Origin of the sequence: Pseudomonas sp. LH1G9 (assembly GCF_002949975.1) — a bacterium.
Classification (GTDB): Bacteria; Pseudomonadota; Gammaproteobacteria; order Pseudomonadales; family Pseudomonadaceae; genus Aquipseudomonas; species Aquipseudomonas veronii.
The window spans coordinates 3,756,523-3,778,957 of the sequence record NZ_CP026880.1 but is presented as its reverse complement, the minus strand read 5'-3'; the positions used below and the strand labels follow the sequence as shown (position 1 = coordinate 3,778,957).

Annotated in this window: 23 protein-coding genes; 14 read left to right on the top strand and 9 right to left on the bottom strand. The window is 61.7% G+C overall.

Annotated features, from left to right (window positions below; translation table 11 throughout):
* The first annotated feature begins 87 nt into the window (after positions 1-87).
* A complete protein-coding gene (locus C5F70_RS17525; protein ID WP_017844807.1) occupies positions 88-429 on the top strand; it encodes a hypothetical protein in 342 nt (113 codons plus the stop codon).
* Here the strand turns inward: C5F70_RS17525 and C5F70_RS17520 are convergent.
* The 3 genes from C5F70_RS17520 to C5F70_RS17510 form a co-directional block, all read right to left on the bottom strand.
* Entirely contained in the window at positions 426-1,607 is a 1,182-nt protein-coding gene (locus C5F70_RS17520) for an aminotransferase class V-fold PLP-dependent enzyme (protein ID WP_104903798.1), read from the bottom strand. The genes C5F70_RS17525 and C5F70_RS17520 overlap by 4 nt on opposite strands.
* Positions 1,604-1,879, bottom strand: a complete 276-nt coding sequence (locus C5F70_RS17515; RefSeq protein WP_017844809.1) for a RidA family protein — start codon at positions 1,877-1,879, stop codon at positions 1,604-1,606. The genes C5F70_RS17520 and C5F70_RS17515 overlap by 4 nt, the downstream gene beginning before the upstream one ends.
* Positions 1,880-1,968: 89 nt before the next feature.
* Positions 1,969-2,841, bottom strand: coding sequence for a LysR substrate-binding domain-containing protein (locus tag C5F70_RS17510; protein ID WP_104903797.1), 873 nt, complete (start codon positions 2,839-2,841; stop codon positions 1,969-1,971).
* 132 nt (positions 2,842-2,973) lie between these two features.
* On the opposite strand from C5F70_RS17510, the gene C5F70_RS30845 reads away from it, so the two are divergent.
* Both C5F70_RS30845 and ccoM read left to right on the top strand, forming a co-directional pair.
* Positions 2,974-3,135 (top strand): hypothetical protein, encoded by a 162-nt coding sequence (locus tag C5F70_RS30845; protein ID WP_017844811.1) that lies wholly within the window; start codon positions 2,974-2,976, stop codon positions 3,133-3,135.
* 143 nt (positions 3,136-3,278) lie between these two features.
* Entirely contained in the window at positions 3,279-3,395 is a 117-nt protein-coding gene (ccoM, locus tag C5F70_RS31370) for a cytochrome c oxidase subunit CcoM (RefSeq protein WP_017844812.1), read from the top strand.
* 176 nt (positions 3,396-3,571) lie between these two features.
* Here the strand turns inward: ccoM and C5F70_RS17505 are convergent, their stop codons facing one another.
* Together C5F70_RS17505 and C5F70_RS17500 are read right to left on the bottom strand one after the other, a co-directional pair.
* On the bottom strand, positions 3,572-5,047 hold the full coding sequence (locus tag C5F70_RS17505; RefSeq protein ID WP_017844813.1) for an inorganic phosphate transporter: 1,476 nt from the start codon (positions 5,045-5,047) through the stop codon (positions 3,572-3,574).
* 333 nt (positions 5,048-5,380) lie between these two features.
* Positions 5,381-5,581 (bottom strand): hypothetical protein, encoded by a 201-nt coding sequence (locus tag C5F70_RS17500; protein WP_003172389.1) that lies wholly within the window; start codon positions 5,579-5,581, stop codon positions 5,381-5,383.
* Positions 5,582-6,122: 541 nt separating this feature from the next.
* Between C5F70_RS17500 and pcaR the strand changes: the two genes are divergently transcribed.
* From pcaR to pcaC, 11 genes are all read left to right on the top strand, one after another.
* A complete protein-coding gene (pcaR, locus tag C5F70_RS17495) occupies positions 6,123-6,965 on the top strand; it encodes a pca regulon transcriptional regulator PcaR (protein WP_017844814.1) in 843 nt (280 codons plus the stop codon).
* A gap of 144 nt (positions 6,966-7,109) precedes the next feature.
* Positions 7,110-8,450, top strand: coding sequence for an MFS transporter (locus C5F70_RS17490; RefSeq protein ID WP_102617391.1), 1,341 nt, complete (start codon positions 7,110-7,112; stop codon positions 8,448-8,450).
* A gap of 171 nt (positions 8,451-8,621) precedes the next feature.
* Positions 8,622-9,479, top strand: coding sequence for a CoA transferase subunit A (locus C5F70_RS17485; RefSeq protein ID WP_017844816.1), 858 nt, complete (start codon positions 8,622-8,624; stop codon positions 9,477-9,479).
* The gene (locus tag C5F70_RS17480) at positions 9,479-10,258 is read left to right on the top strand and encodes a CoA-transferase subunit beta (protein WP_017844817.1); all 780 of its coding nucleotides are present in this window, start codon (positions 9,479-9,481) and stop codon (positions 10,256-10,258) included. Before C5F70_RS17485 ends, C5F70_RS17480 begins: the two co-directional genes overlap by 1 nt.
* On the top strand, positions 10,255-11,460 hold the full coding sequence (pcaF, locus tag C5F70_RS17475) for a 3-oxoadipyl-CoA thiolase (RefSeq protein ID WP_169850589.1): 1,206 nt from the start codon (positions 10,255-10,257) through the stop codon (positions 11,458-11,460). Before C5F70_RS17480 ends, pcaF begins: the two co-directional genes overlap by 4 nt.
* Positions 11,461-11,477: 17 nt before the next feature.
* A complete protein-coding gene (pcaH, locus tag C5F70_RS17470) occupies positions 11,478-12,182 on the top strand; it encodes a protocatechuate 3,4-dioxygenase subunit beta (RefSeq protein WP_017844819.1) in 705 nt (234 codons plus the stop codon).
* Between the two features lies 1 nt (position 12,183).
* Positions 12,184-12,750 (top strand): protocatechuate 3,4-dioxygenase subunit alpha, encoded by a 567-nt coding sequence (gene pcaG, locus C5F70_RS17465; RefSeq protein ID WP_104903796.1) that lies wholly within the window; start codon positions 12,184-12,186, stop codon positions 12,748-12,750.
* 187 nt (positions 12,751-12,937) lie between these two features.
* On the top strand, positions 12,938-14,233 hold the full coding sequence (locus tag C5F70_RS17460; protein ID WP_046490261.1) for an MFS family transporter: 1,296 nt from the start codon (positions 12,938-12,940) through the stop codon (positions 14,231-14,233).
* Positions 14,234-14,243: 10 nt separating this feature from the next.
* Entirely contained in the window at positions 14,244-15,608 is a 1,365-nt protein-coding gene (locus C5F70_RS17455) for a 3-carboxy-cis,cis-muconate cycloisomerase (RefSeq protein ID WP_104903795.1), read from the top strand.
* 10 nt (positions 15,609-15,618) lie between these two features.
* A complete protein-coding gene (gene pcaD / locus C5F70_RS17450; protein WP_046384423.1) occupies positions 15,619-16,410 on the top strand; it encodes a 3-oxoadipate enol-lactonase in 792 nt (263 codons plus the stop codon).
* 10 nt (positions 16,411-16,420) lie between these two features.
* On the top strand, positions 16,421-16,813 hold the full coding sequence (gene pcaC, locus C5F70_RS17445; protein WP_017844824.1) for a 4-carboxymuconolactone decarboxylase: 393 nt from the start codon (positions 16,421-16,423) through the stop codon (positions 16,811-16,813).
* A gap of 88 nt (positions 16,814-16,901) precedes the next feature.
* Here pcaC and C5F70_RS17440 read toward each other — a convergent pair whose 3' ends face one another.
* From C5F70_RS17440 to C5F70_RS17425, 4 genes are all read right to left on the bottom strand, one after another.
* Complete coding sequence (locus C5F70_RS17440; protein WP_104903794.1) at positions 16,902-18,368, bottom strand: M91 family zinc metallopeptidase; 1,467 nt, start codon at positions 18,366-18,368, stop codon at positions 16,902-16,904.
* A gap of 137 nt (positions 18,369-18,505) precedes the next feature.
* Positions 18,506-19,405 carry a polysaccharide deacetylase family protein gene (locus tag C5F70_RS17435; protein ID WP_017844826.1) on the bottom strand — a complete coding sequence of 300 codons (900 nt, stop codon included), beginning with the start codon at positions 19,403-19,405 and terminating at the stop codon, positions 18,506-18,508.
* A gap of 111 nt (positions 19,406-19,516) precedes the next feature.
* Positions 19,517-21,058, bottom strand: a complete 1,542-nt coding sequence (locus C5F70_RS17430) for a M91 family zinc metallopeptidase (RefSeq protein WP_256588294.1) — start codon at positions 21,056-21,058, stop codon at positions 19,517-19,519.
* Between the two features lie 91 nt (positions 21,059-21,149).
* Positions 21,150-22,400, bottom strand: coding sequence for an OprD family porin (locus tag C5F70_RS17425; protein WP_104903793.1), 1,251 nt, complete (start codon positions 22,398-22,400; stop codon positions 21,150-21,152).
* Positions 22,401-22,435 lie beyond the last annotated feature (35 nt).

Here is a 22,435-nt window from a genome sequence, read left to right as displayed (position 1 = left end):
GAGTGTCGACTGGGTCACAGGTTGGCAAGCCTGCGCTCAAGTCCGTCCGCCGCCCGCCGACAGCCTGCTGACAGGAGAACAACTATTATGCTGCCACCTATGCTGCCCGTCAGCGTTGTGCCGGTCACGTCGCAACTCGACCCGGTGCGTCAAAAACCCGATATTCCGCCCGTGGTGCCCGTACAAGCGAGTTCCAACGAGAGCACGATCGACCTGAAAAAAGGCGATGCCGAGCAGTCGACGTTTTTGCTGCGCGAGGAGCAACGTCGCCAGCAGGAGCAGCAGAAACGCCGGCGCGAAGCCGATGACGACCCGGAGGCGCACTTGGCGATCCCCGGCGACGAGCTCAACGCCGATAACACCGTGCCCGTGGCGCCGCTGATCGAAGACGCGCCGCGCCAGGGGTTGTGGGTGGACGTCGAGGTTTAATCGCGCAGTTCGCGCAAGGCCGCCATCAGCCGTTCAATGTCCTGATCGGTGTTGAGCGGGCTGACGGAGATTCGCGCAATGCTGGCCAGGCCTCGTGCCTGCATATCCAGTGGGGTATACGCCACATCGTTGGCGCCGATATTGATGCGCTTGAGCTCCAGGCGACGCTTGAGCTCGAAGGCGTCCCAGCCGGCGAGGTTGAAGGCGATCAAGCCTGATTGGTTGGTGCCCAAGTCATGCAGGGAGATTCCCGGAGTCTGACGCAACGTTTCGCGGATTCGCTCGCTGGTCTGCCGGACCCGGTCCCACACCCGCTCAATCCCCAGTTGATTGAGTTCCTGCAACGCATTGCCCAAACCTGCGAATAAGGCGTAGGACGTTTCGCTGGTTTCAAAGCGTCGGGCATCGTTGCGCAGGCCGAACCCCTGGGCGCTCCACGGCGCTGAAAACACATCGCGCTGCGCAGGGTTCAACCGCGCCAGAAAGTCCGGCCGCACGTACAGCAGCGCCGTGCCCCGTGGCCCGCGCAGGTGCTTGCGGCCCGCCGACTTGAGCACGTCGCAGTGCAGCGCCTGCACATCCACCGGCACCTGGCCGACCGCCTGGCCGGCATCGATGAAGTAGGGGATGCCATGCCGCCTGGCCACTTCACCAATCGCCTGGGCGGGGTTGATCAGGCCGCCATTGGCGGGGAGCCAGGTCAGGTCGATCAGTTTCACGCTTGCGTCGATCATCGCTTCCAGGGCTACCGGGCAGACTGCGCCGGTTTCATCGCAGGGGATCACCTCGATTCGCGCACCGGCCTGCACCGCCAGTTCCATGCTCGCCAGGTTGCCGCCCCATTCGTGGCGCCCCACCAGAATCCTGTCGCCCGGCTGCCACCGGCCCAGCGCCTGGAACGCCAGGCTCCAGGCGGTCGAGCCGCTGCTGGCAAAGGCAATCGACGCGGTGGGTGCATTGAGCAACTGGCCGGCGGCGCGGCGGGCTTTTTCCACCAGGATGGCGCCATGCTCGCTGGCCTCCATCGGGCCGTCGCACGCTTCGCGTTGCAGTTGCTCGATGATGGTGTCGAGGGTCGCCTGGCTCGGCAATGCAGCACCGGCCGTGTTGAAGTGTACGAGACCGGACCGACAACCCGGCGTGGCCTCGCGCAGGCGCTGGACGTCAAGCGGGCTCATGGCTGCAGCTCGAACACGGCGTCGACTTCCACCGCCACGCCCCCCGGCAGGCTGGACACACCGACAGCCGTGCGTACATGCCGGCCTTTGTCACCGAGGGATTCGCCCAGGCGGCCGACATAGGCCGGTTTGCCGCCCAGCAACGGGATTTGCCCGGAGATAAACAACGGATTCCGGCTGATCACATGGTTGATGTAATTGGCAATCGGCTGGCTGGGCGTCGGCAGCGTGAGGCCGAGGGCCTGCACGCGTTGGCGGATGGAATCGCGCATGTTGAATCCTCTGGGTTGAGAGGTTTCAGCATGTTGATCAAGGTGATGGACGACAAACGCATAGATATCATCCGACGTATCGAAATAACTCACGCGTCGGCGCAGGTAGCCTTCAACCACGCGCTGAAACATTCGGCCGCCGCGCTGGCGGGGCCTTGGGGGGCGATCAGCCAGTAGCCGATTTCGCTGCGATACGGCGGCCAGTCGAAGGCTTCTACCAGGCTGCCGTCCTGGAGCCGGCGCTCGATCAAGCGGTGACGGCCCATGGCGATACCTTGGCCGGCCACGGCGGCTTCGACTACGATGTTGTAGTCATGCAGCACCACGCGCGGATGCGGGCTGAGGTCGACTTGATAATGGCCGGACCAATCCGTCCATTCGAACGGGCGGTGCGAGGTGGCCATCAGCAGTGCGCCGTTGTGCTGCCGGCTGGCCTTGAACGCCGGGCTGCACACGGGGGAGAGCACTTCCGGCATCAGCCGCGTGGCCTGCACGTCGGGCCAGTCGCCCTTGCCATAGCGGATGGCCAGGTCGACCTCGGCCGCCGCGACGTTCGCCAGTTGAATCGCTGGCACCAGCTCCACCTGGATCTGCGGGTAGCGTTGCAGAAAACCGGCCAGGCGCGGCGCCAGCCATAAGGTGGCGAAGGACGCGAGCAAGCCGATGCGCAACACCGTGACGCTGGACACCACCCGTTGGCTGCGGGTGGCGGCGGCGATCAGGTCGAGGGCAGGGCGGATTTGCTCGTAGTAGTGTTGGCCGTCTGCGGTCAGATCAATCGCGCGGGTGCGTCGGATAAATAATGGTTTGCCCAGGTACTGTTCGAGCTTGTGTACCTGATGGCTGAGCGCGCTCTGGGTCACTGACAACTCATGGGCCGCCTTGATAAAGCTCAAGTGCCGCGCCACGGCCTCGAAGGCGCGCAGGGCCAGCAACGGCGGAAGGTCCTTGTGCAGTGCCACCTGTGTGCGCCTCTTGGGTAAGGGGGAAGTGCCGATTTTGGGCGATGACCTGCATTTTGTCGCCCGCTGATTTGCTGTCGGGCAAGTGAGGCCGCATTATTAAGCGATCCCCGCCACGACGTAAGCCAAGCCATGAGTGATGACGACAAACTGATCGACCTGAACGCCGAACGCGCTAAACGGGTGCATGACCTCAACGACAAACGTCTGAATGAGGTTCGCCAGGCGTTTGAACAGGCGATGCCGCTCGGAAAAGTTAAGAAAAAACCGAAAAACAAACCGAAAAAGCGTTGAAACAGCCTGCATCTATTGATGCAGGTCAGTTATTTCCCTTCTTTACGCCCCGTCGTGGGCGACATTGATCCTCGTCAATTTCCCATCCCGCCTTCTCCTTTAACTTAGCCCTATCGCAACAAGGCAACAGCAGGAGGCCAGTCATGTTTTTCGATAATGTGGTATTTGCCGGAGTGCTGACAGTTGGCCTCATGGTGCTGTTCTTCGTAGGGTTTGGATTTTTTATCTGGAGAGACGCGAACAAGCGTAAAAAACCATAGGTTTTTCCAGGTTACATGAGCACGCAAGGCATTTTGGGCGACTTCGGTCGCCCTTTTTTTTGCCCGCGATTTAATCAACACCGCTCTCACTTCTGAACGGCGTTCGGCTTGAGATCGACCGCATAAAAAAAGGTGCGACCCTCGCGGATCGCACCTTTGTCATGGCCAGCGGGCTATCAGCTGCCCAGCGCCTTGGACGCCATCCAGAACAACCCGGCCGACAGGCCTACGGTCGCCGGCAGGGTCAATACCCAGGCCATCAGGATGGTCTTCACCGTGCCGCCTTGCAGGCCGCTCTTGTTGGCAACCATGGTGCCGGCAACACCGGACGACAACACGTGGGTGGTCGATACCGGCAGGCTGAAGATGTTGGCCAGAGCGATCATGCTGGCGGTGGTGATTTGCGCTGACATGCCTTGGGCATAGGTCATGCCCTGCTTGCCGATCTTCTCGCCGATGGTCAGTACCACGCGCTTCCAGCCGACCATGGTGCCCAGGCCCAGGGCGAGTGCGACCGCGATAATCACCCAGAACGGTGCGTATTCGGTGGTGGCGGTCAGGTCTTTGCGCAGCTTGTCGAGGTCGGATTTCTCACGGGCGTCCAGGCCTGGCAGCTTGCCGACTTTCTTCGCGGTGTCGTCCAGGCACAGCAGGTAACGGCGTACCTCAATGCGCTGGTCGGACGTCAACGAATGGTAGTCGGAAACACCTTTCAAGGTGTCGAGCAGCGCGTTGATGGTCGGTTCAGTCTGCTGTGGGTTGCAGCGGAACTTGCCCGGCAGGTCGTCCTTCACGCTTTTGCCCAGAGCCAGGAATTCGCCCAGGGTTACTTGATTGCGCTGGTAGAACTGGTTCAGGTGCAGGGTGGCGTCGCGGGTACGCTCGATCTGGTAAGTGGTGCTGCCCAGGTCGAGAACGAACTGCGCCGGCACGATACCGATCAGCACCAGCATGATCAGGCCGATACCTTTTTGCCCATCGTTGGAGCCGTGGACGAAACTCACGGCCATGGCGGAAATCACCAGAACCAAGCGGTTCCAGAACGGCGGGCGCTTCTTCTCGTCGACCTTGCGGCGCTCGTCCGGAGTTTTATGCATCTTGGACAGCGGACGCCACCACTTCAGGCTGATCAGCAACAGGGCTGCGACCAGAAAGCCGGCCATGGGCGAGAACACCAGGGACGCACCGATATCGATCGCCTTCTGCCAGTTCACCCCGTCAGCCAGGGGAATGTCGTTGATCAGCGCATTCGCGAGGCCGACACCCAGGATCGAGCCGATCAGGGTGTGAGAGCTGGAGGCGGGAATACCGAAGTACCAGGTGCCCAGGTTCCAGGTGATCGCCGCGGCCAATAATGAGAAGACCATCGCCAGACCATGGCCGGTGTTCACATTGATCAGCAATTCCACCGGCAGCAAATGCACGATGGCGTAGGCGACACCGACACCGCCGAGCAATACGCCGAGGAAGTTGAACAACCCGGAGAAGAACACGGCCAGATGCGGCGGCATGGCTTTGGTATAGATGACTGTGGCCACCGCGTTAGCGGTGTCATGAAAGCCATTGATGAACTCGAAGGCGAGGACAAAGGCCAGGGCGAGCAGCAGGCTCACGAGAACCCAAGCATCCAGTCCGCTGAATAAATCGATCATGAAGGTTTTCTGACCCGGTCGTAAGGGGGCGCGATTATGCCAGAAAACCTCGGTAATCGATGCACTAGCTGCTCATCGGTAACAATCTTCATTGAAAAAAAGCCGGGCAGCAGCGCGCATCCCAGGGTTTTCGGGGGCTCGGCAAGTCTTTGATTTACAAAGCGCGGCGTCGTAGAGGTGGGTTTTTGTCACCTAAACGTCATCTCTGAAACATTTGTACGAAATTTCGTTGGTCGCAGCAGGACGCTGAATAATTGACCCACGAGCGAGGTGCCCTCCGCCGGCGGTGAGCCGGCGGAGACAGCAGAACCCGTTGGACTCAAACCTCGATGCTTATGGCTCTTCGGCTTTGAGTTCCTGTTCAATCTTTTGGATCTCCTGGGCAAAGGCCTGATCGAGCAGACTCGCTCGTTTGCGCCATGGCTTGCGCTCTGGTTCAGGCTGAGCGGCGTAGGTGGTGACTTCCCCGCCGTATACGTCCTTGTAACGTTGCTCCTGGCGCTCAAGTTCCGCGCGCAGTTCATCTTTCGTCACAGTGTTACCTAATTTGAGTTGAGTTTAATTAACGTGCAGTGCTACACCCGAACATTGCCCTCGGCATGTTTTAAGTTGAGCAGGTGAACCTTTCAACTTTAGACGAATTGCCAGCGGTGACTTCCTTGAACCGGTATTTATAAACGGCAGCATAATCAACATACGATGCCGGGCGAGCTCCCATCCCGATATGGATATCGGGCTGACCTCTGCACAGGTTGCATTATAGCGGCGCATTTTAATAACACTATCATCATAAAGTTAAAAAGCGTCAACGTTGTGTGAGGCTTTTGTTACATGCACGCGTCAGTCTTGGTTGGGAAGTGGCCGGCATAAATGCCGGCGTAAGCCCAATGCTGTCATGCAATCCGGTTTTTATGATCGCGCCGGCAAAATTGCGATAATCGCATGATCGTCCGATAATCGCCCAACGTTGCTGGCTCAACCTTGTGTCTCCCGGTCGGGGCGGCTTTCAATAGCGAGCAACCTTCGCGGTTGCCGATAAGCGCCAGCGGTTGAAAATAATAAAGAGGACCTTGAAATGAACGATCAATTGCGCAACTCCTTCGCGTCAGCGGCGCCGCCGATCGTGGCTTCACCGGCCAAACGCATCCAGGCATTCACCGGTGATCCGGACTTCATGACCTCCCTGGCCCGTGGCTTGGCCGTGGTGCAGGCGTTCCAGGAACGCAAGCGTCACTTGACCATCGCCCAAATCAGCCACCGTACCGAAATCCCCCGCGCCGCCGTGCGCCGTTGCCTGCACACCTTGATCAAGCTCGGCTACGCCACCACTGACGGGCGCACCTATTCGCTGTTGCCCAAGGTGCTGACCCTCGGGCATGCCTATCTGTCCTCGACGCCGCTGGCGGTCTCCGCTCAACCGTACCTGGACCGCATGAGCGAGCAGCTTCACGAAGCCTGCAACATGGCCACCCTGGAAGGCGACGACATCCTCTATATCGCCCGGTCGGCCACCACGCAGCGCCTGATTTCCGTGGACCTCTCGGTAGGCGGGCGCTTGCCGGCGTACTGCACTTCCATGGGCCGCATCCTGCTGGCGGCGCTGGACGATGCGTCGCTGCAGGACTACCTCGACCACGCCGACCTGCAAACCAAGACCAGTCGCACCCTTACCACGCCCGAAGCCTTGTTCGAGTGTCTGCAACACGTGCGCCAGCAGGGCTGGTGCATCGTCGATCAGGAGTTGGAGCAAGGCCTGCGCTCCATCGCAGTGCCGGTGTATGACGCGTCCGGCCAGGTGCTGGCGGCGCTCAACGTGAGTACCCATGCCGGTCGTGTCAGCCGCAGCGAACTGGAGCAGCGCTTCCTGCCGAGCATGCTCAGCGCCAGCCGTGAGTTGAGTGCGCAACTGTTTGCCTAAGCTGTTCGGTGACCGCACAGATCCCGGTTCGATCAATTGACGTTGTTTCCCCTGGGTTATTACTGTGCGGCAGCGCTCTGAGCGCCGCCCAATAATAATGACGACCCCAGGTCGTTGGCCCGCCATCGGTGTGGAATAACAATAATGAATCAACCTTCTGTCGCTACCACCCTGGACGTGCAGTCCTTCATCAACGCCCAGCCACTGTCACGCTATCAGTGGCGTGTGGTGATCCTGTGTTTCCTGATTGTCTTTCTCGATGGCCTCGACACCGCCGCCATGGGCTTCATCGCGCCCGCGCTGTCCCAGGACTGGGGCATTGACCGCGCCAGCCTCGGCCCGGTGATGAGCGCCGCGCTGATCGGCATGGTATTCGGCGCCCTGGGTTCCGGCCCGCTGGCGGACCGTTTCGGGCGCAAAGTGGTATTGGTGAGTGCGGTGCTGGTGTTTGGCGCCTTCAGCCTGGCCTCGGCCTACAGCAGCAACGTCGATCAGTTGCTGGTGTTGCGCTTCCTCACCGGGCTGGGGTTGGGCGCCGGTATGCCGAATGCCACCACGCTGCTGTCCGAATACACCCCCGAACGCCATAAATCGCTGCTGGTGACCAGCATGTTCTGCGGTTTCAACCTGGGCATGGCCGGTGGCGGGTTTATCTCGGCCAAATTGATCCCGGCATTCGGTTGGCACAGCTTGCTGCTCATCGGCGGTATTTTGCCGTTGATCCTCGCGGTGGTGTTGTGGGGATGGCTGCCGGAATCGGCGCGCTACCTGGTGGTGCGCAACCGCGGCACCGACAAGGTGCGCAAAGCCTTGTCACCCATCGAGCCCGGCATCGTCGCCCAAGCCAGCGGTTTCAGCGTGCCCGAGCAAAAAACCGTGAAGGCGCGCAACGTATTCGCGGTGATCTTCTCCGGCACCTACAGCGCCGGCACCTTGTTGCTCTGGCTCACCTACTTCATGGGCCTGGTGATTGTGTACCTGCTGACCAGTTGGCTGCCCACGCTGATGCGCGACAGTGGCGCGAGCATGGAACAGGCCGCGTTCATCGGTGCGCTATTCCAGTTTGGTGGCGTGTTGAGTGCGGTCGGGGTGGGCTGGGCGATGGACCGGTTCAACCCGCACAAGGTCATCGGCACGTTCTACCTGCTGGCCGGGGTATTTGCCTACGCGGTAGGGCAGAGCCTGGGCAATATCACCGTGTTGGCGACCTTGGTGCTGGTCGCCGGGATGTGCGTCAACGGTGCGCAATCGGCGATGCCGTCCCTGGCCGCACGCTTCTACCCGACCCAGGGCCGCGCCACCGGCGTGTCATGGATGCTCGGTATCGGCCGCTTCGGCGCGATCCTCGGCGCGTGGATGGGCGCCACCTTGCTGGGCCTGGGCTGGAACTTCGAGCAGGTGCTCACCGCGCTGGTGATCCCCGCCGCATTGGCCACGGCCGCCGTGGTGATCAAAGGCATGGTCAGCCATGCCGACGCCACCTGAAGACACGCGCAATTCCTGTGGGCGCAAGAAAGATTAGCTAGACAACAATTGGTTCGATAATCGAACACTGTGTCGATTATCGGATTGTTTGGCTTTTTGCCCCGGCTTAACCTTCAAGTACTTCGGCGCCACCTTCGCGCCTTTTTCGATCCACACCGGGAGCCCGAACCCATGGCTGAAATTCTTGCGCTGCGTGACGCGGTGAAGCGATTCGTGAACGACGGCGATACTGTCGCACTGGAAGGCTTTACCCACCTGATCCCTACGGCAGCGGGTCATGAAATCATTCGTCAGGGCAAGAAAGACCTGACGCTGGTACGTATGACGCCTGACCTGATCTACGACCAGTTGATCGGCGCCGGCTGCGCCCGCAAGTTGATTTTTTCCTGGGGCGGCAACCCTGGCGTGGGTTCCCTGCATCGCCTGCGTGATGCGGTCGAGAAACACTGGCCGCAACCCCTGGAGATTGAGGAACACAGCCACGCCGACCTGGCCAATGCCTACGTCGCCGGTGCTTCCGGCCTGCCGTTCGCGGTGTTGCGTGCCTACGCCGGTTCCGATCTGCCCAAGGTCAACCCGCTGATCAAGACCGTCACCTGCCCATTCACCGGCGAAGTGCTGGCGGCGGTGCCGTCGGTACGTCCGGACGTCAGCGTGATCCATGCGCAAAAGGCCGACCGCAAGGGCAACGTGCTGCTCTGGGGCATTCTTGGCGTGCAGAAGGAAGCGGCGCTGGCCGCCAAGCGTTGCATCGTCACCGTCGAAGAAATCGTCGACGACCTCAACGCGCCGATGAACAGCTGCGTGCTGCCGACCTGGGCGCTGACGGCGGTGTGCCATGTGCCTGGTGGCGCGCACCCGTCCTATGCCCATGGCTATAACCAACGCGATAACCGTTTCTACCAGGCCTGGGACCCGATCGCTCGCGATCGTGGGACGTTTACCGCCTGGATCGACGAATACATCCACGGCACTGCCGATTTCAGTGAATTCCAGGCCAAGCTGGCCGCCGCGCAGGAGGCCAAGTAATGGCTTACTCGACCAATGAAATGATGACCGTCGCCGCTGCACGCCGCCTGAAGAATGATTCGGTGTGTTTTGTCGGCATCGGCCTGCCGTCCAAGGCGGCCAACCTGGCGCGCCTGACGTCCTCGCCGGATGTGGTGCTGATCTACGAGTCCGGCCCGATTGGCGCCAAGCCCAGCGTATTGCCGCTGTCCATTGGTGACGGCGAGTTGGCCGAGACTGCCGACACTGTCGTCCCCACCGGTGAGATCTTTCGCTACTGGCTGCAGGGCGGGCGCATCGACGTCGGTTTTCTCGGCGCGGCCCAGGTCGACCGTTTCGGCAATATCAACACCACCGTGGTCGGCGATTATCACCAGCCCAAAGTGCGCCTGCCGGGTGCCGGTGGCGCGCCGGAGATTGCCGGCTCGGCCAAGAGCGTGCTGATCATTCTCAAGCAGTCGGCGCGTTCGTTTGTCGACAAGCTGGACTTCATCACCTCCGTCGGCCACGGCGAGGGCGGCGATTCACGCAAGCGCCTGGGCCTGCCCGGCGCCGGTCCTGTCGGGATTATTACCGACCTGTGCATCATGGAGCCGGAAGAGGGCAGCCATGAGTTCGTGGTCACCGCGCTGCACCCCGGCGTGACCCGCGAGCAAGTGGTCGCGGCCACCGGCTGGGCGATCCGCTTTGCCGATCAGGTCAGCACCACCGCGGAACCGACGGCAGTCGAGCTGACCGCCCTGCGTGATCTCGAAGCCCGCACAGCGGCCGCCCACGGCCAAGCACCCGGAGAAGCCTGATGCGCGACGTATTTATCTGCGATGCAATTCGTACCCCCATCGGCCGTTTCGGCGGTGGCCTGTCCACGGTGCGCGCCGACGACCTGGCGGCACTGCCGATCAAGGCGCTGATCGAACGCAACCCTAGCGTGGATTGGCACGCCGTCGATGAAGTGTTCCTCGGCTGCGCCAACCAGGCCGGTGAAGACAACCGCAACGTCGCGCGCATGGCGCTGTTGCTGGCGGGCCTGCCTTCGAGCATTCCCGGCGTGACCCTCAACCGTTTGTGCGCTTCGGGCATGGACGCGATCGGCACCGCCTTTCGTGCGATTGCCAGCGGAGAAATGGAATTGGCGATTGCCGGCGGCGTCGAGTCGATGTCCCGCGCGCCGTTCGTGATGGGCAAGGCTGACACGGCGTTTTCGCGCAACATGAAGCTCGAAGACACCACCATCGGCTGGCGCTTCATCAACCCGCTGATGAAGGCCCAGTACGGCGTGGATGCGATGCCGCAGACCGCCGATAACGTCGCCGACGACTACCATGTGTCCCGCGCCGACCAGGACGCCTTCGCCCTGCGCAGCCAGCAACGCACCGCCGCCGCCCAGGCCGCCGGGTTCTTCGCCGAAGAAATCGTGCCGGTGCGGGTCGCCCATAAAAAAGGCGAAACCGTGGTGGAACACGATGAGCATCCACGGGCCGACACCACCCTGGAAACCCTGGCCCGGCTCAAACCGGTCAATGGCCCGGACAAGACCGTCACCGCCGGCAATGCGTCGGGTGTGAACGACGGGGCGGCGGCGCTGATTCTTGCGTCTGCCGAGGCCGTGAAAAAACATGGCCTGACCGCCCGTGCCCGAGTGCTGGGCATGGCCAGCGCCGGTGTCGCGCCACGGGTGATGGGCATCGGCCCGGTGCCGGCGGTTCGCAAGCTGGTGGAACGCCTGGGCCTGGCCGTCACCGATTTCGATGTGATCGAACTCAACGAGGCCTTCGCCAGCCAGGGCCTGGCGGTGTTGCGTGAATTGGGCATCGCCGACGATGCGCCCCAGGTCAACCCGAACGGCGGCGCCATCGCCCTCGGCCATCCTCTGGGCATGAGCGGTGCGCGACTGGTGCTGACGGCTCTGCATCAACTTGAAAAAACCGGCGGCCGCAAAGGTCTGGCGACCATGTGTGTCGGGGTGGGCCAGGGCCTGGCGCTGGCGATTGAACGCATCTAATAAGAGAGGACCGCTCCATGAGTGACAAGCCCGGTTACCGGCGCCCGCAAGCGGGCACTCAACCTGATTACCTGCACCCGGCCTACCAGTCGACGAACCTGCGTTCGCCGTCCCAGCCGTTGGTGTTCCTGCCCCATTCCCTGTCGGAAATCACCGGGCCGACCATCGGCGCCGAGCGCATCAACGAGAAGGACAACGACCTGACTGCGCAGCACGACGGCGAGCCGCAGGGCGAGCGCATCATCGTTCACGGGCGCGTGCTCGATGAAAACGGTCTGCCGGTACCGGGCATCCTCGTGGAGATCTGGCAGGCCAACGCGGCCGGCCGCTACAACCACGCGCGCGATCTGCACGACGCGCCGCTCGACCCGAACTTCACCGGCACCGGGCGTACCGTCACCGACGCCGAGGGCTGGTACCAGTTCCAGACCATCAAGCCCGGCGCCTACCCGTGGGGCAACCACCACAATGCGTGGCGCCCGGCGCATATCCATTTTTCGCTGTTCGGCCCGAGCGTGCTGACGCGCCTGGTCACGCAGATGTATTTCCCCGGCGACCCGCTGCTCGAGTACGACCCGATCTACAACTGCGTACCGGACACCTCGGCCAAGCAACGCCTGATCGCCACGTTCGACCTGGAAAAAACCATTCCTTCCTATGCCCTCGGCTACCGCTGGGACATCGTCCTGCGCGGCCGCGACGCCACGCCGATGGAGAAATGAGATGAGCCTTTACGCGACCACGTCCCACACCGTCGGGCCGTATTACCACATCGGCCTGACCTGGCTGAACCGGGAAGCCCTGGCCAACGCCGCGACCCTTGGCGAACGCGTGGCGATCAGCGGGCAAGTGGTGGATGGCAACGGTGATGTCGTCAACGACGCCATGCTGGAAGTCTGGCAGGCCAATGCCGCCGGCAAGTACGACCACCCGGAGGACGACCAGGACAAAGCGCTGGACCCGAACTTCGAAGGCTTCGGCCGGGTGCCGGTGGATGCTGAAGGGCGCTTCCGTTTTACCACCGTCAAGCCGGGCAGCGTGCCGGGGCTGGCGGGCACGACCCAGGCGCCGCACCTGGTGGTGCTGGTATTTGCCCGTGGCCTGGTGAAACACTTGCTCACGCGGATTTATTTTGACGGTGAGGCGCTGAATGCGGATGACCCGTTGCTCGCGCGCGTGCCCACAGAGCGGCGCGCCACCTTGATTGCCACGCCGGATGCGGACGGTGTGCATCAGTGGGATGTGGTGTTGCAGGGCACGGATAAGGAAACGGTGTTCTTTGATTACTGAGTTGGCTTGAGAACCTATCGGGGGCAAGCCAACTCCCACCTTTGATGTGTGAATACATTCAAGTGTGGGAGGGGGCTTGCCCCCGATGAGGCCATTTCAGGCAACACCTATGTAAATGTCTACAAGCGGAACATGGTTGTTGCAAAGTGTGTCTAGGCTATAACCGTTCCCACTGAGTGAAAAAAACATGACAACAACAACCAGTCACTACACCGGAGAAGAACGCAGCAAACGGATTTTTGCGATTGTCGGGGCATCCTCCGGCAACCTCGTCGAATGGTTCGACTTCTACGTCTACGCCTTCTGCGCCATTTACTTCGCCCCGGCGTTTTTCCCCTCGGACGACCCCACGGTGCAACTGCTCAACACCGCCGGCGTGTTCGCCGCCGGTTTCCTGATGCGCCCCATCGGTGGCTGGCTGTTCGGCCGGGTAGCCGACAAGCACGGGCGCAAGAACTCAATGATGATCTCGGTGCTGATGATGTGCGCCGGCTCCCTGGTCATCGCCTTTTTGCCCACCTACAAAGACATCGGCGCCTGGGCCCCGGCCTTGCTGCTGGTGGCGCGGCTGTTCCAGGGCTTGTCGGTGGGCGGCGAATACGGCACCACCGCGACCTACATGAGTGAAGTGGCGCTCAAGGGCCAGCGTGGGTTCTTCGCCTCCTTCCAGTACGTGACCCTGATCGGCGGGCAACTGCTGGCGGTGTCGGTGGTGGTGGTCCTGCAACAGATCCTCAGCGAAGACGAACTGCGCGCCTGGGGCTGGCGGATTCCGTTCGTGATCGGCGCCATCGCGGCGGTGATCTCCCTGCTGCTGCGTCGCAGCCTGAAAGAAACCACCAGCAAGGAAATGCGCGAAGACAAGGACGCCGGCAGCATCGCCGCGCTGTTCCGTGACCATAAAGCGGCCTTTATCACCGTGCTCGGCTATACCGCCGGTGGCTCGCTGATTTTCTACACGTTCACCACCTACATGCAGAAGTACCTGGTGAACACCGCCGGAATGCACGCCAAGACCGCCAGCTACATCATGACCGGCGCGCTGTTCCTTTATATGTGCATGCAGCCGCTGTTCGGCATGCTGGCCGACAAGATCGGTCGCCGTAATTCGATGCTGTGGTTCGGCGCGCTGGGCACCTTGTTTACGATGCCGATCCTGCTCAGCCTGAAAACCGTCAGCAGTCCGTTCCTGGCGTTTGTGCTGATCACGCTGGCGTTGGCCATTGTCAGTTTCTACACCTCCATCAGCGGCCTGGTGAAAGCGGAAATGTTCCCGCCCCAGGTGCGCGCCCTGGGTGTGGGCCTGGCTTATGCGGTGGCCAACGCAATCTTCGGCGGCTCGGCGGAATACGTGGCCTTGGGTTTGAAATCCTTGGGCATGGAGAACACCTTTTATTGGTACGTCACCGGCATGATGGCGGTGGCTTTCCTGTTCAGCCTGCGCCTGCCGAAACAGGCGGCGTACCTGCATCACGATTTATAAAGGAGGCGGTATGACGCTGCGCACGAGCAACCAACTGTTCGACGCTTACTTCTGCGCTGAGAGCATGGCCGAGGTGTTCTGCGACCAGGGGCGCCTGCAGGGCATGCTGGATTTCGAAGCCGCACTGGCACGGGCCGAGGCCCAGGTCGGGTTGATCCCGCAGGCGGCCGTCGCGCCGATTGCCCAGGCCTGCCTGGCGTCGCTGTATGACGTCGACGCCCTCGGTGTGGCGATTGCCTCGGCGGGCAATTCGGCGATTCCGCTGGTGAAGGCGCTGGGCAAGTGGGTGGCCGGTGAAGACCCGAGTGCCGAACGCTATGTGCATTTGGGCGCGACCAGCCAGGATGTGATGGACACCGGCCTGGTCCTGCAACTGCGGCGCGCGCTGGCGTTGATCGAAGCCGACCTGGCTCGCCTCGGCGATATTCTGGCAGCCCAGGCCCAGCGGTATGCGGCTGTACCGTTGGCCGGGCGGACGTGGTTGCAGCATGCCACGCCGGTCACCCTGGGCATGAAAATCGCCGGTTGGTTGGGCGCGGTGACCCGCAGCCGCCAGCGCTTGATCGAGCTGAAACCGCGCTTGCTGGTGCTGCAATTCGGCGGCGCTTCCGGCACGCTGGCCGCGCTTGGCGAACAGGCAATGCCCGTTGCCCAAGCGTTGGCGGCGCAGTTGCAACTGACGTTGCCCGAGCAACCCTGGCATACCCAGCGTGATCGCCTGGTGGAGTTCGCCAGCGTGTTGGGTCTGATCGCCGGCAGCCTTGGCAAGCTGGGCCGCGATATCAGCCTGCTGATGCAGACCGAGGCGGCGGAAGTATTCGAGCCGGCGGCGCCCGGCAAAGGCGGCTCGTCGACCATGCCGCACAAACGCAACCCGGTGGGCGCCGCCGTGCTGATCAGCGCCGCGACCCGCGTGCCCGGCCTGGTAGCGACGCTGTTCAGCGCCATGCCCCAGGAACACGAACGCAGCCTGGGCCTGTGGCATGCCGAATGGGAAACCCTGCCGGAGATTTGCCGCTTGGTCTCTGGCGCATTGCAACAGGCGCTGCTGGTGAGCGCAGGACTGGAAGTCGACCCCGAGCGCATGGCGCGCAACCTCGACCTGACCCAGGGCCTGGTGCTGGCCGAAGCCGTCAGCATCGTGCTCGCGCAGCGCCTGGGCCGCGACACCGCGCACCACCTGCTGGAGCAGTGCTGCAAACGCGCGGTGGCCGAACAACGCCATCTGCGCGCCGTCCTCGCCGATGAGCCGCTCATTACCGCCGAGTTGTCGGCGACAGACCTGGACCGCCTGCTCGACCCGGCGCACTACCTGGGCCAGGCCCAAACCTGGGTCAGCCGCGCTGTAACCGAACACTTTGCACTGACTGCCTGAGGAGATTGCTGTGGCTTTTGTACAACTCGCCGAGGGCGAACTGCATTACCAACTGGATGGCCCCATCGATGCACCGGTGCTGGTGCTGTCCAATTCGCTGGGCACCGACCTGAATATGTGGGACACCCAGGTCCCGGCCTTTGCCGAGCACTTTCGCGTGCTGCGCTTCGATACCCGTGGCCACGGCCAATCCCTGGTGACCGAAGGCCCCTACAGCATCGAACAACTCGGCCGTGACGTGATTGCGCTGCTGGACGCGCTGGACATCCCGCGCGCGCATTTCTGCGGGCTGTCCATGGGCGGGCTGATCGGCCAATGGCTGGGGATTCACGCGGGGGATCGTTTGCAGCGCCTGGTGGTGTGCAACACTGCGGCCAAGATCGGTACATCAGACGTGTGGAACCCGCGTATCGAGATGGTCCTGCGCGACGGTGCGGCCGCGATGGTGGCGCTGCGCGACGCGTCGATTGCGCGCTGGTTCACCGCCGATTTCGCGGCGGCCAACCCGCAGCAGGCCAAGCGCATTACCGACATGCTCGCGGCCACCTCGCCCCAGGGCTACGCCGCCAATTGCGCAGCGGTGCGCGATGCAGACTTTAGCGAGCAACTGTCGGCGATCCACGTGCCGACCCTGGTGATCGCCGGCACTGAAGACGCGGTCACACCGCCCGCCGGCAGCCACTTTATCCAGCGCCAGGTACAGGGGGCCGAGTACGCCGAGTTCTACGCCGCCCACCTGTCCAACGTGCAAGCCGGTGCCGCGTTCAGCGACCGGGTCATTCAATTTCTGCTGGCCCGCTGAGGAGTCTTTTGTGGACGAGAAACAACGTTACGCCGACGGCCTGCAAGTGCGCCGCGAAGTGCTGGGCGACGCGCATGTCGACCGCAGCCTGAATGCCTTGACCGAGTTCAACAGCGAATTCCAGGACATGATCACCCGCCACGCCTGGGGCGATATCTGGACCCGCCCCGGCCTGCCCAGGCACACCCGCAGTTTGATCACCATCGCCATGCTGATCGGCATGAACCGCGGCGAAGAACTCAAACTGCACCTGCGCGCCGCCGCCAGCAATGGCGTGACCCGTGCCGAGATCAAGGAAGTGCTGATGCAAAGCGCGATCTACTGCGGGATTCCGGCGGCGAATGCGACGTTTCATCTGGCCGAATCGGTGTGGGATGAATTGGGGGTCGAGTCGCGCGCTTAGTGCGACTCGGCACTGCACTCCTGGCGAGAGGCAACAGGTTGTCGAGGAGCGGTCGCTGACCGTCACGGGGCTGAGCGGTCAGCTCGACTCACAGGGAGCCGTAGCTTTTTCGCAGGGGCAGGCCCATTTCTTCTCGTAACGCGTTTTCGGTCAGTGGGTAAGGATTTGACGTGGTTGGCGCGGTTGCGGGGTCGTTGTCAAAGTCGAAGGGCGGACTGGCAGTTTCCAGGCCGACGACCTGGCGTTCATCATTGGGCTCCTGGGTGCGTGTGCCGTCCGGGCGGATAATTTCCGTATTGCCGAGAAGTGTGCTGCCTGTGGCTGCGTTATAAGCGTGACCCAGTTCGTGGTACAGGGTCGTGGTGGTCGGCAGAAACACACGCGACTCGTCCGAGGCTTCTCTGGGGGTGACCGGGTTATAGGTCACAAACGATTCTGTCGTGCCCGCGCCACGGACCCCATCGTGGATGATCGTGGGGTCCTGCCATTCTTCCAGGGGAACGCCCTCCGGCGGCACGACGATGTGAGCATCAGTGATATCTTGCATTATCGTGACTTTGGCTCCGCTGCGCTCTGCGGCGGCGTCCAGTTCATTCAACATGTGCTGGCTGTTGGGAGAGCCTCGGTAAAACTCCAGGTCATCCTCAACCCGTTGCTTGAATGCCGGGGAACCTTCGATATCAATCGCCTTGCGCCCTGCATTTTCGGGCAATGGCACGGTCTCGATAAACTTGAATCCGAATGGCAATCCCAGGTGATCGCTGCGTTTACCGTACACAACGTCGTCGCTTGAGTTGGAATAGACGCTGTCTTGACCTCTACCCGTGTAGATATGGCTTCGGCCATAAGCGTTTATCTGATCATCGCCTTTGCCGCCGTGCATGATGTTGTGGCCGCTTCCGCCGTGCATCAGGTCGTCATCGTTTCCTCCGTCCATGTAGCTGGTTTTGCTGTCAGGACCGTAACCCGCGTACATGCGGTCGTTGCCGTTCCCGCCGTACATGGTGTGATTGCCTGTGCCGCCCATCATGGTGTCATCGCCGTCGTCACCGCCGGCGTAACTGCTTGCGCTGCCCAGTTGGATGATGTCATTACCTGCGCCGCCGTAAACTTGGCTTTTACCACCCCCGGTCTGTATATGATCGTTACCTTCACCTCCATGGATTAGGGTGTAAGCCATCACATCAGGATCAATACGAACGGTGTCGTCACCTTTGTTCGCCCTGATGGCTATCGCTGTCGCATCGCTGTTAGCAGCGGGCAGTAAATAACTTTTGCCATTTATCACGGCATTGAGTTGGCCGCGTTCGCCTTTGCTGATGTGAATGTCGTCCGCGCCATCGGCAGTATCGATTTTTAGAATCGTCACATTTTTTTTCCCGCTTTCCCCCTGATACGACGTGGTTGTCAGTGTGATATCGACATTTTTGTCACTGACAATCTTGCTGGTCTGGGGGGGAGGGCTGTTTATGAGTGCAGTGGCGCCTGGAGCTGGCGATCCGCCGGGGAGGGCATTAGGTTCGGGCGCTTTAGGCGCAACGGAAGAGGTTTGCATCGTCAATACTCTTTCTTGTGAACGTCGGTGACTTACCGCCGATCAGTGGTGAAAAAGTTGGAGGGGTTCCCGCATGACGATAACTACTTCATTACAGCATGCATGAAAAAAGACAATGCACCGCCCGATAACGCACATCACTTGGAATCGGCGTCCCACACCCAATTCCACACCCCGGGCAGATGCACTTCTTCACTCGCTTGCTTCACGGTACGCGCCAATGCCGCCCGCTCCAGTGCTGCGTGAGCGGTGTAGAACGGCTCGGCGGCGGTCTTCAGGCCGTCGATCCGGGCGCTGTCCATCAGGATCTGCAGGTACTCTTGCAGATGCCGTGCGGTGTAGCGGTTGATGTCGTGGAAGGTCACCACCACCGGTATCACGCCGTCGACTGTCGGCAATTCCCCCAAGGCGATGCGCTCGCGCACCACCGACAGCTGGCGGATCAGGTTTTCGCGGCGGCGCGGGCTGGCGTTGAAGCCCCAGATCTTGCCGTCGTTGGCGCTCAGGTCGGTCAACAACACCTTCATGCCGTGGCGCTGGTAGGCGGCGAAGGTGCGCCGGTCGTAGTTCCAGAAGGGCGGGCGCACCAGCGTCGGCGACACGCCGGTGATCGCGGCGATATCCGCAGCGCCCTGGCTGAGGGTGCGTTCAAGCTCGGCGTCGCTCAACCAGCGATGGTTGGTATGAAAGGCCGTGGCCGTGTGGAACGCCAGCACATGCCCGGCCGCGAACTCACGTTCCATGGTCTTGCGGCCCCGTGAACTGCCGCCGGAGCGCGAGGCTTCGGTCTGCAGAAAGAACACCGCCTTGATGCCCGGCAATACCGGGTTGTTTGCCAGGTCGGCCATCACCGAGCGGGTCGGGTTGTTGTACCCCGAGGCGCTGGGACCGTCATCAAACGTCAGCAGGAAACGGATCGGCGCCTGGGCCTGCAGGCGTTGTTCGGTCTGTGGCGTCAGCGCGATGGGCGCGCTGATGCAGCCGCTGAGGCTCAAGGCCAGAGCGAGCAAGGCGGATGCGATGGCGAAAGATTTCATGGGTGCGCAGGCTCGAATAAAACCCGCTGCTGGATGGGTCAGCAGCGGCAGGCGCGCACGATACCGCAAGATGCTCGACGTGGGGTTAAAGGCTGACAAACGCGATCTGGTTTAACCTACGTATTGCGCTCGCAGTGGCCTACCCATTTCCTCGTTCAAAGCGTTTTCAGTGAAGGGCTTGGGGTTGGTGGTGATGGCCGGCGTGGCAGGATCGTTGTCAAAATCAAAGGCGGCTGCGCTGCTCTCAAGGCCGACGGCCTGGCGTTCACTGTTAGGCACTTCGTGCGCCTGCCCCTCGAATACTTCCTGCGTGGAACCCGTGAAGGCGGTGCCGTTGGCGGCGTTATAGGCGTGAGCCATTTCGTGGTAGAGCCCGATGATGGGCGGGTGAGTCGTGCCCGCCGAGGGGTTCAGTTGGGACCGGTTGTATTCAATGTGCGCGCGGTCAGCCCGAGACCCTGGTACTCCGTCGACCATGAACCCCCACTTGGGATCGTCGCCGACTACCGGCGCACGTTCGTCCTGCAGCAGGGCCTGGAGTTCCTGGCTGCCGTAGATGTACCCGCTGCCGTTCTCCTGCCGATCTTCCACAATCGTTACCGGGGCGCCGTTGCGATCGGCAGCCGCGTCCATCTCTGCGAGCATCTGCTGGCCTTGGGGAGAGTGGCGTAACAGCGCCAAATCGTCTTCGACCCGTTGGATGAACGCGGCAGATCCCTTGATTGCAAACCCCTTGATTGGGCCGGGGTGGGCAGGCACGGCGATCAATAGCGAGCCATTGAGGTGGTTGATCGAATCGCCGGGCTGGGCGTAGATCCGGTCGCCCGGTCGATTGGCGATGACGGTGTCATAACCGTCGCCGGTGTAGAAGGTGCTTCGGTCGTGGCCGATCAAGCGATCGTGCCCGGTGCCGCCATGCAACACCGTGTGGCCGGAGCCGGCGTACAGCCGGTCATTGCCGTTGCCGCCATCCAGATAGCTGGCTTTTCGGCGCGATCCCGCGCCCGCATAGAGGCGGTCATTGCCGTTGTTGCCATAGAGCACGCTGTCGCCGCTGCCGCCCATGAGCAGGTCGTCACCGTCATTGCCCTCGGCGTAGCCAAGGCCGCTGCCAAGGCGCACGACGTCGTTACCGTTGCCGCCGACTACACGGGTGTCACCACCGCCGGCCTGGATTCGGTCATTGCCGTCCCCCGCTTCAATCACGATGGGCTGCATGACGTTGGCGTCAATGTGTACGTGGTCATTGCCGCCGTGGGTCTTCAGGTACAGGGTCAGCGGTTTGCCATCGTTATCGTGGCTGGCAAAACGATACAACCGGCCATTGAGGCGAATGTTCAACTGATCGTCGGAAGCCTGGCTGATGTGGACCTGGTCCGCGTTGTTGCCGGTTTCCAGGAGCAGGCTGTTGTTCAGGCTGAAGGAATAGCCGCGCTCCCATATCGACTGTCCGCTGGCTTTTAGATTGCCGTCATTCAGGAACGGGTGCAGATAGGTCTGGATCGACGTGCCTGGGAGGAACTGCAAATGGGCAGGTTTGGCCAGCCCGTAGTGACCAGTGTCGAACGTTGCTACTGGGCGCACTGCAGGTAAGGGCGGTACGCCATTGAGGAGGCGTGGGAGAAGGCGGGTACTACCGTTGAAAACATCCATGTGTGGTCCTTGTTTAAGCACCAGGTATCAGCCCTGGCGCTTAACAGTGACCACCCGCAGCAAATCGTTCCCGCCAAGGTGTAATACGGCTTTACAGCAGACTGATCGGGTAGCTGACGATCAAACGGTTTTCATCGAACTCATTGTTGCTGAAGTCGCGGCGGATGCTGGAATTGCGCCAGCGCAGCGTGAGGTCTTTCAGGGCGCCGCTCTGCAGCGTGTAGCCCAATTCGCTTTCGCGGCCCCACTCCTTGCCGTCGGTGATGGTGCCGGTATGCACGTTGCTGCCGCTGATATAGCGGTTCATCAAGGTCAGGCCCGGTACGCCGAGGGCGGCAAAGTTATAGTCGTGCCGCACCTGCCAGGATTTCTCCTGGGCGTTGTCGTAGCTGGAGTTGTAGCTGTCGTTGGCCAGAGTGCCGCCGCTGGTGCCGTTGACGCGCATCCAGGCGCTGTTGCCGGTGAGTTTTTGCAGGCCGACGTAGAAGGTGTTGCCGCCGTACTTGGCCGAGAACAGACCGGACCAGGTTTTGTTGTCCAGCTCGCCTGCGCGGGCGCTGCCGTCGTCCTTGCCGTAGAAGAACCCGAGGTTGGCGCCCAGGGTCCAGTCGCCCACGGGTTGGCTATGGACCAGGTTGACGAACTGCTGGCGGTAGATGTCTTTGAGCTGGGCATTCCACAGGCCGACCTGGGTGCGTTTGTCGTTGAACGTGTATTCGCCGCCCTGGAAGTTGAAGCGGTCGGAGGTGAAGGCGGCTTTGCCGAACATCGACATGTCCGACATGCTGCTGTCGTCCCGCGGGCTGTTGGCGCGGAACTGGCCGCCGTAGAGGGTCAGGCCGTCGATTTCCTTCGACGTGATCTGCCCGCCGCGCAGGGTTTGCGGCAGGGAGCGGCCATCATCGGCACGCAGGATCGGCAGCGTCGGCATCCATTCGCCGACCTTCAGTTCGGTCTTCGAAATCCGCGCCTTGAACGCCACACCCAGGCGCCCGAAATCGTCGGCGGGGCGGCCGTCATGGTCCAGCGGCAATAACTGTGAACCGCCAGTGCCGCGCCCGCCATCAAGCTTGAGCGAGTACAGCCCCAGTACATCCACGCCAAAACCCACGGTGCCCTGAGTGAAGCCGGACTTGGCGTCGAGGATGAAACTTTGCGTCCACTCCTGCGCGCCGCCCTGGGCTTTGGTCGGGTTGGTGAAGTTACGGTTGATGAAGAAATTGCGCAGGTTGAGGTTGGCGCTGGCGTCCTCCATAAAGCCGTGTTCTTCGGCGACGACGGGAAACGCAAGGCTGGCGACTGCGGTGGCCAGCAATAGCTGGCGAGGGTGAAAAGTGCTCATGGCATTGGGCCTGTTGTTATTGGGGTTATGCAGGT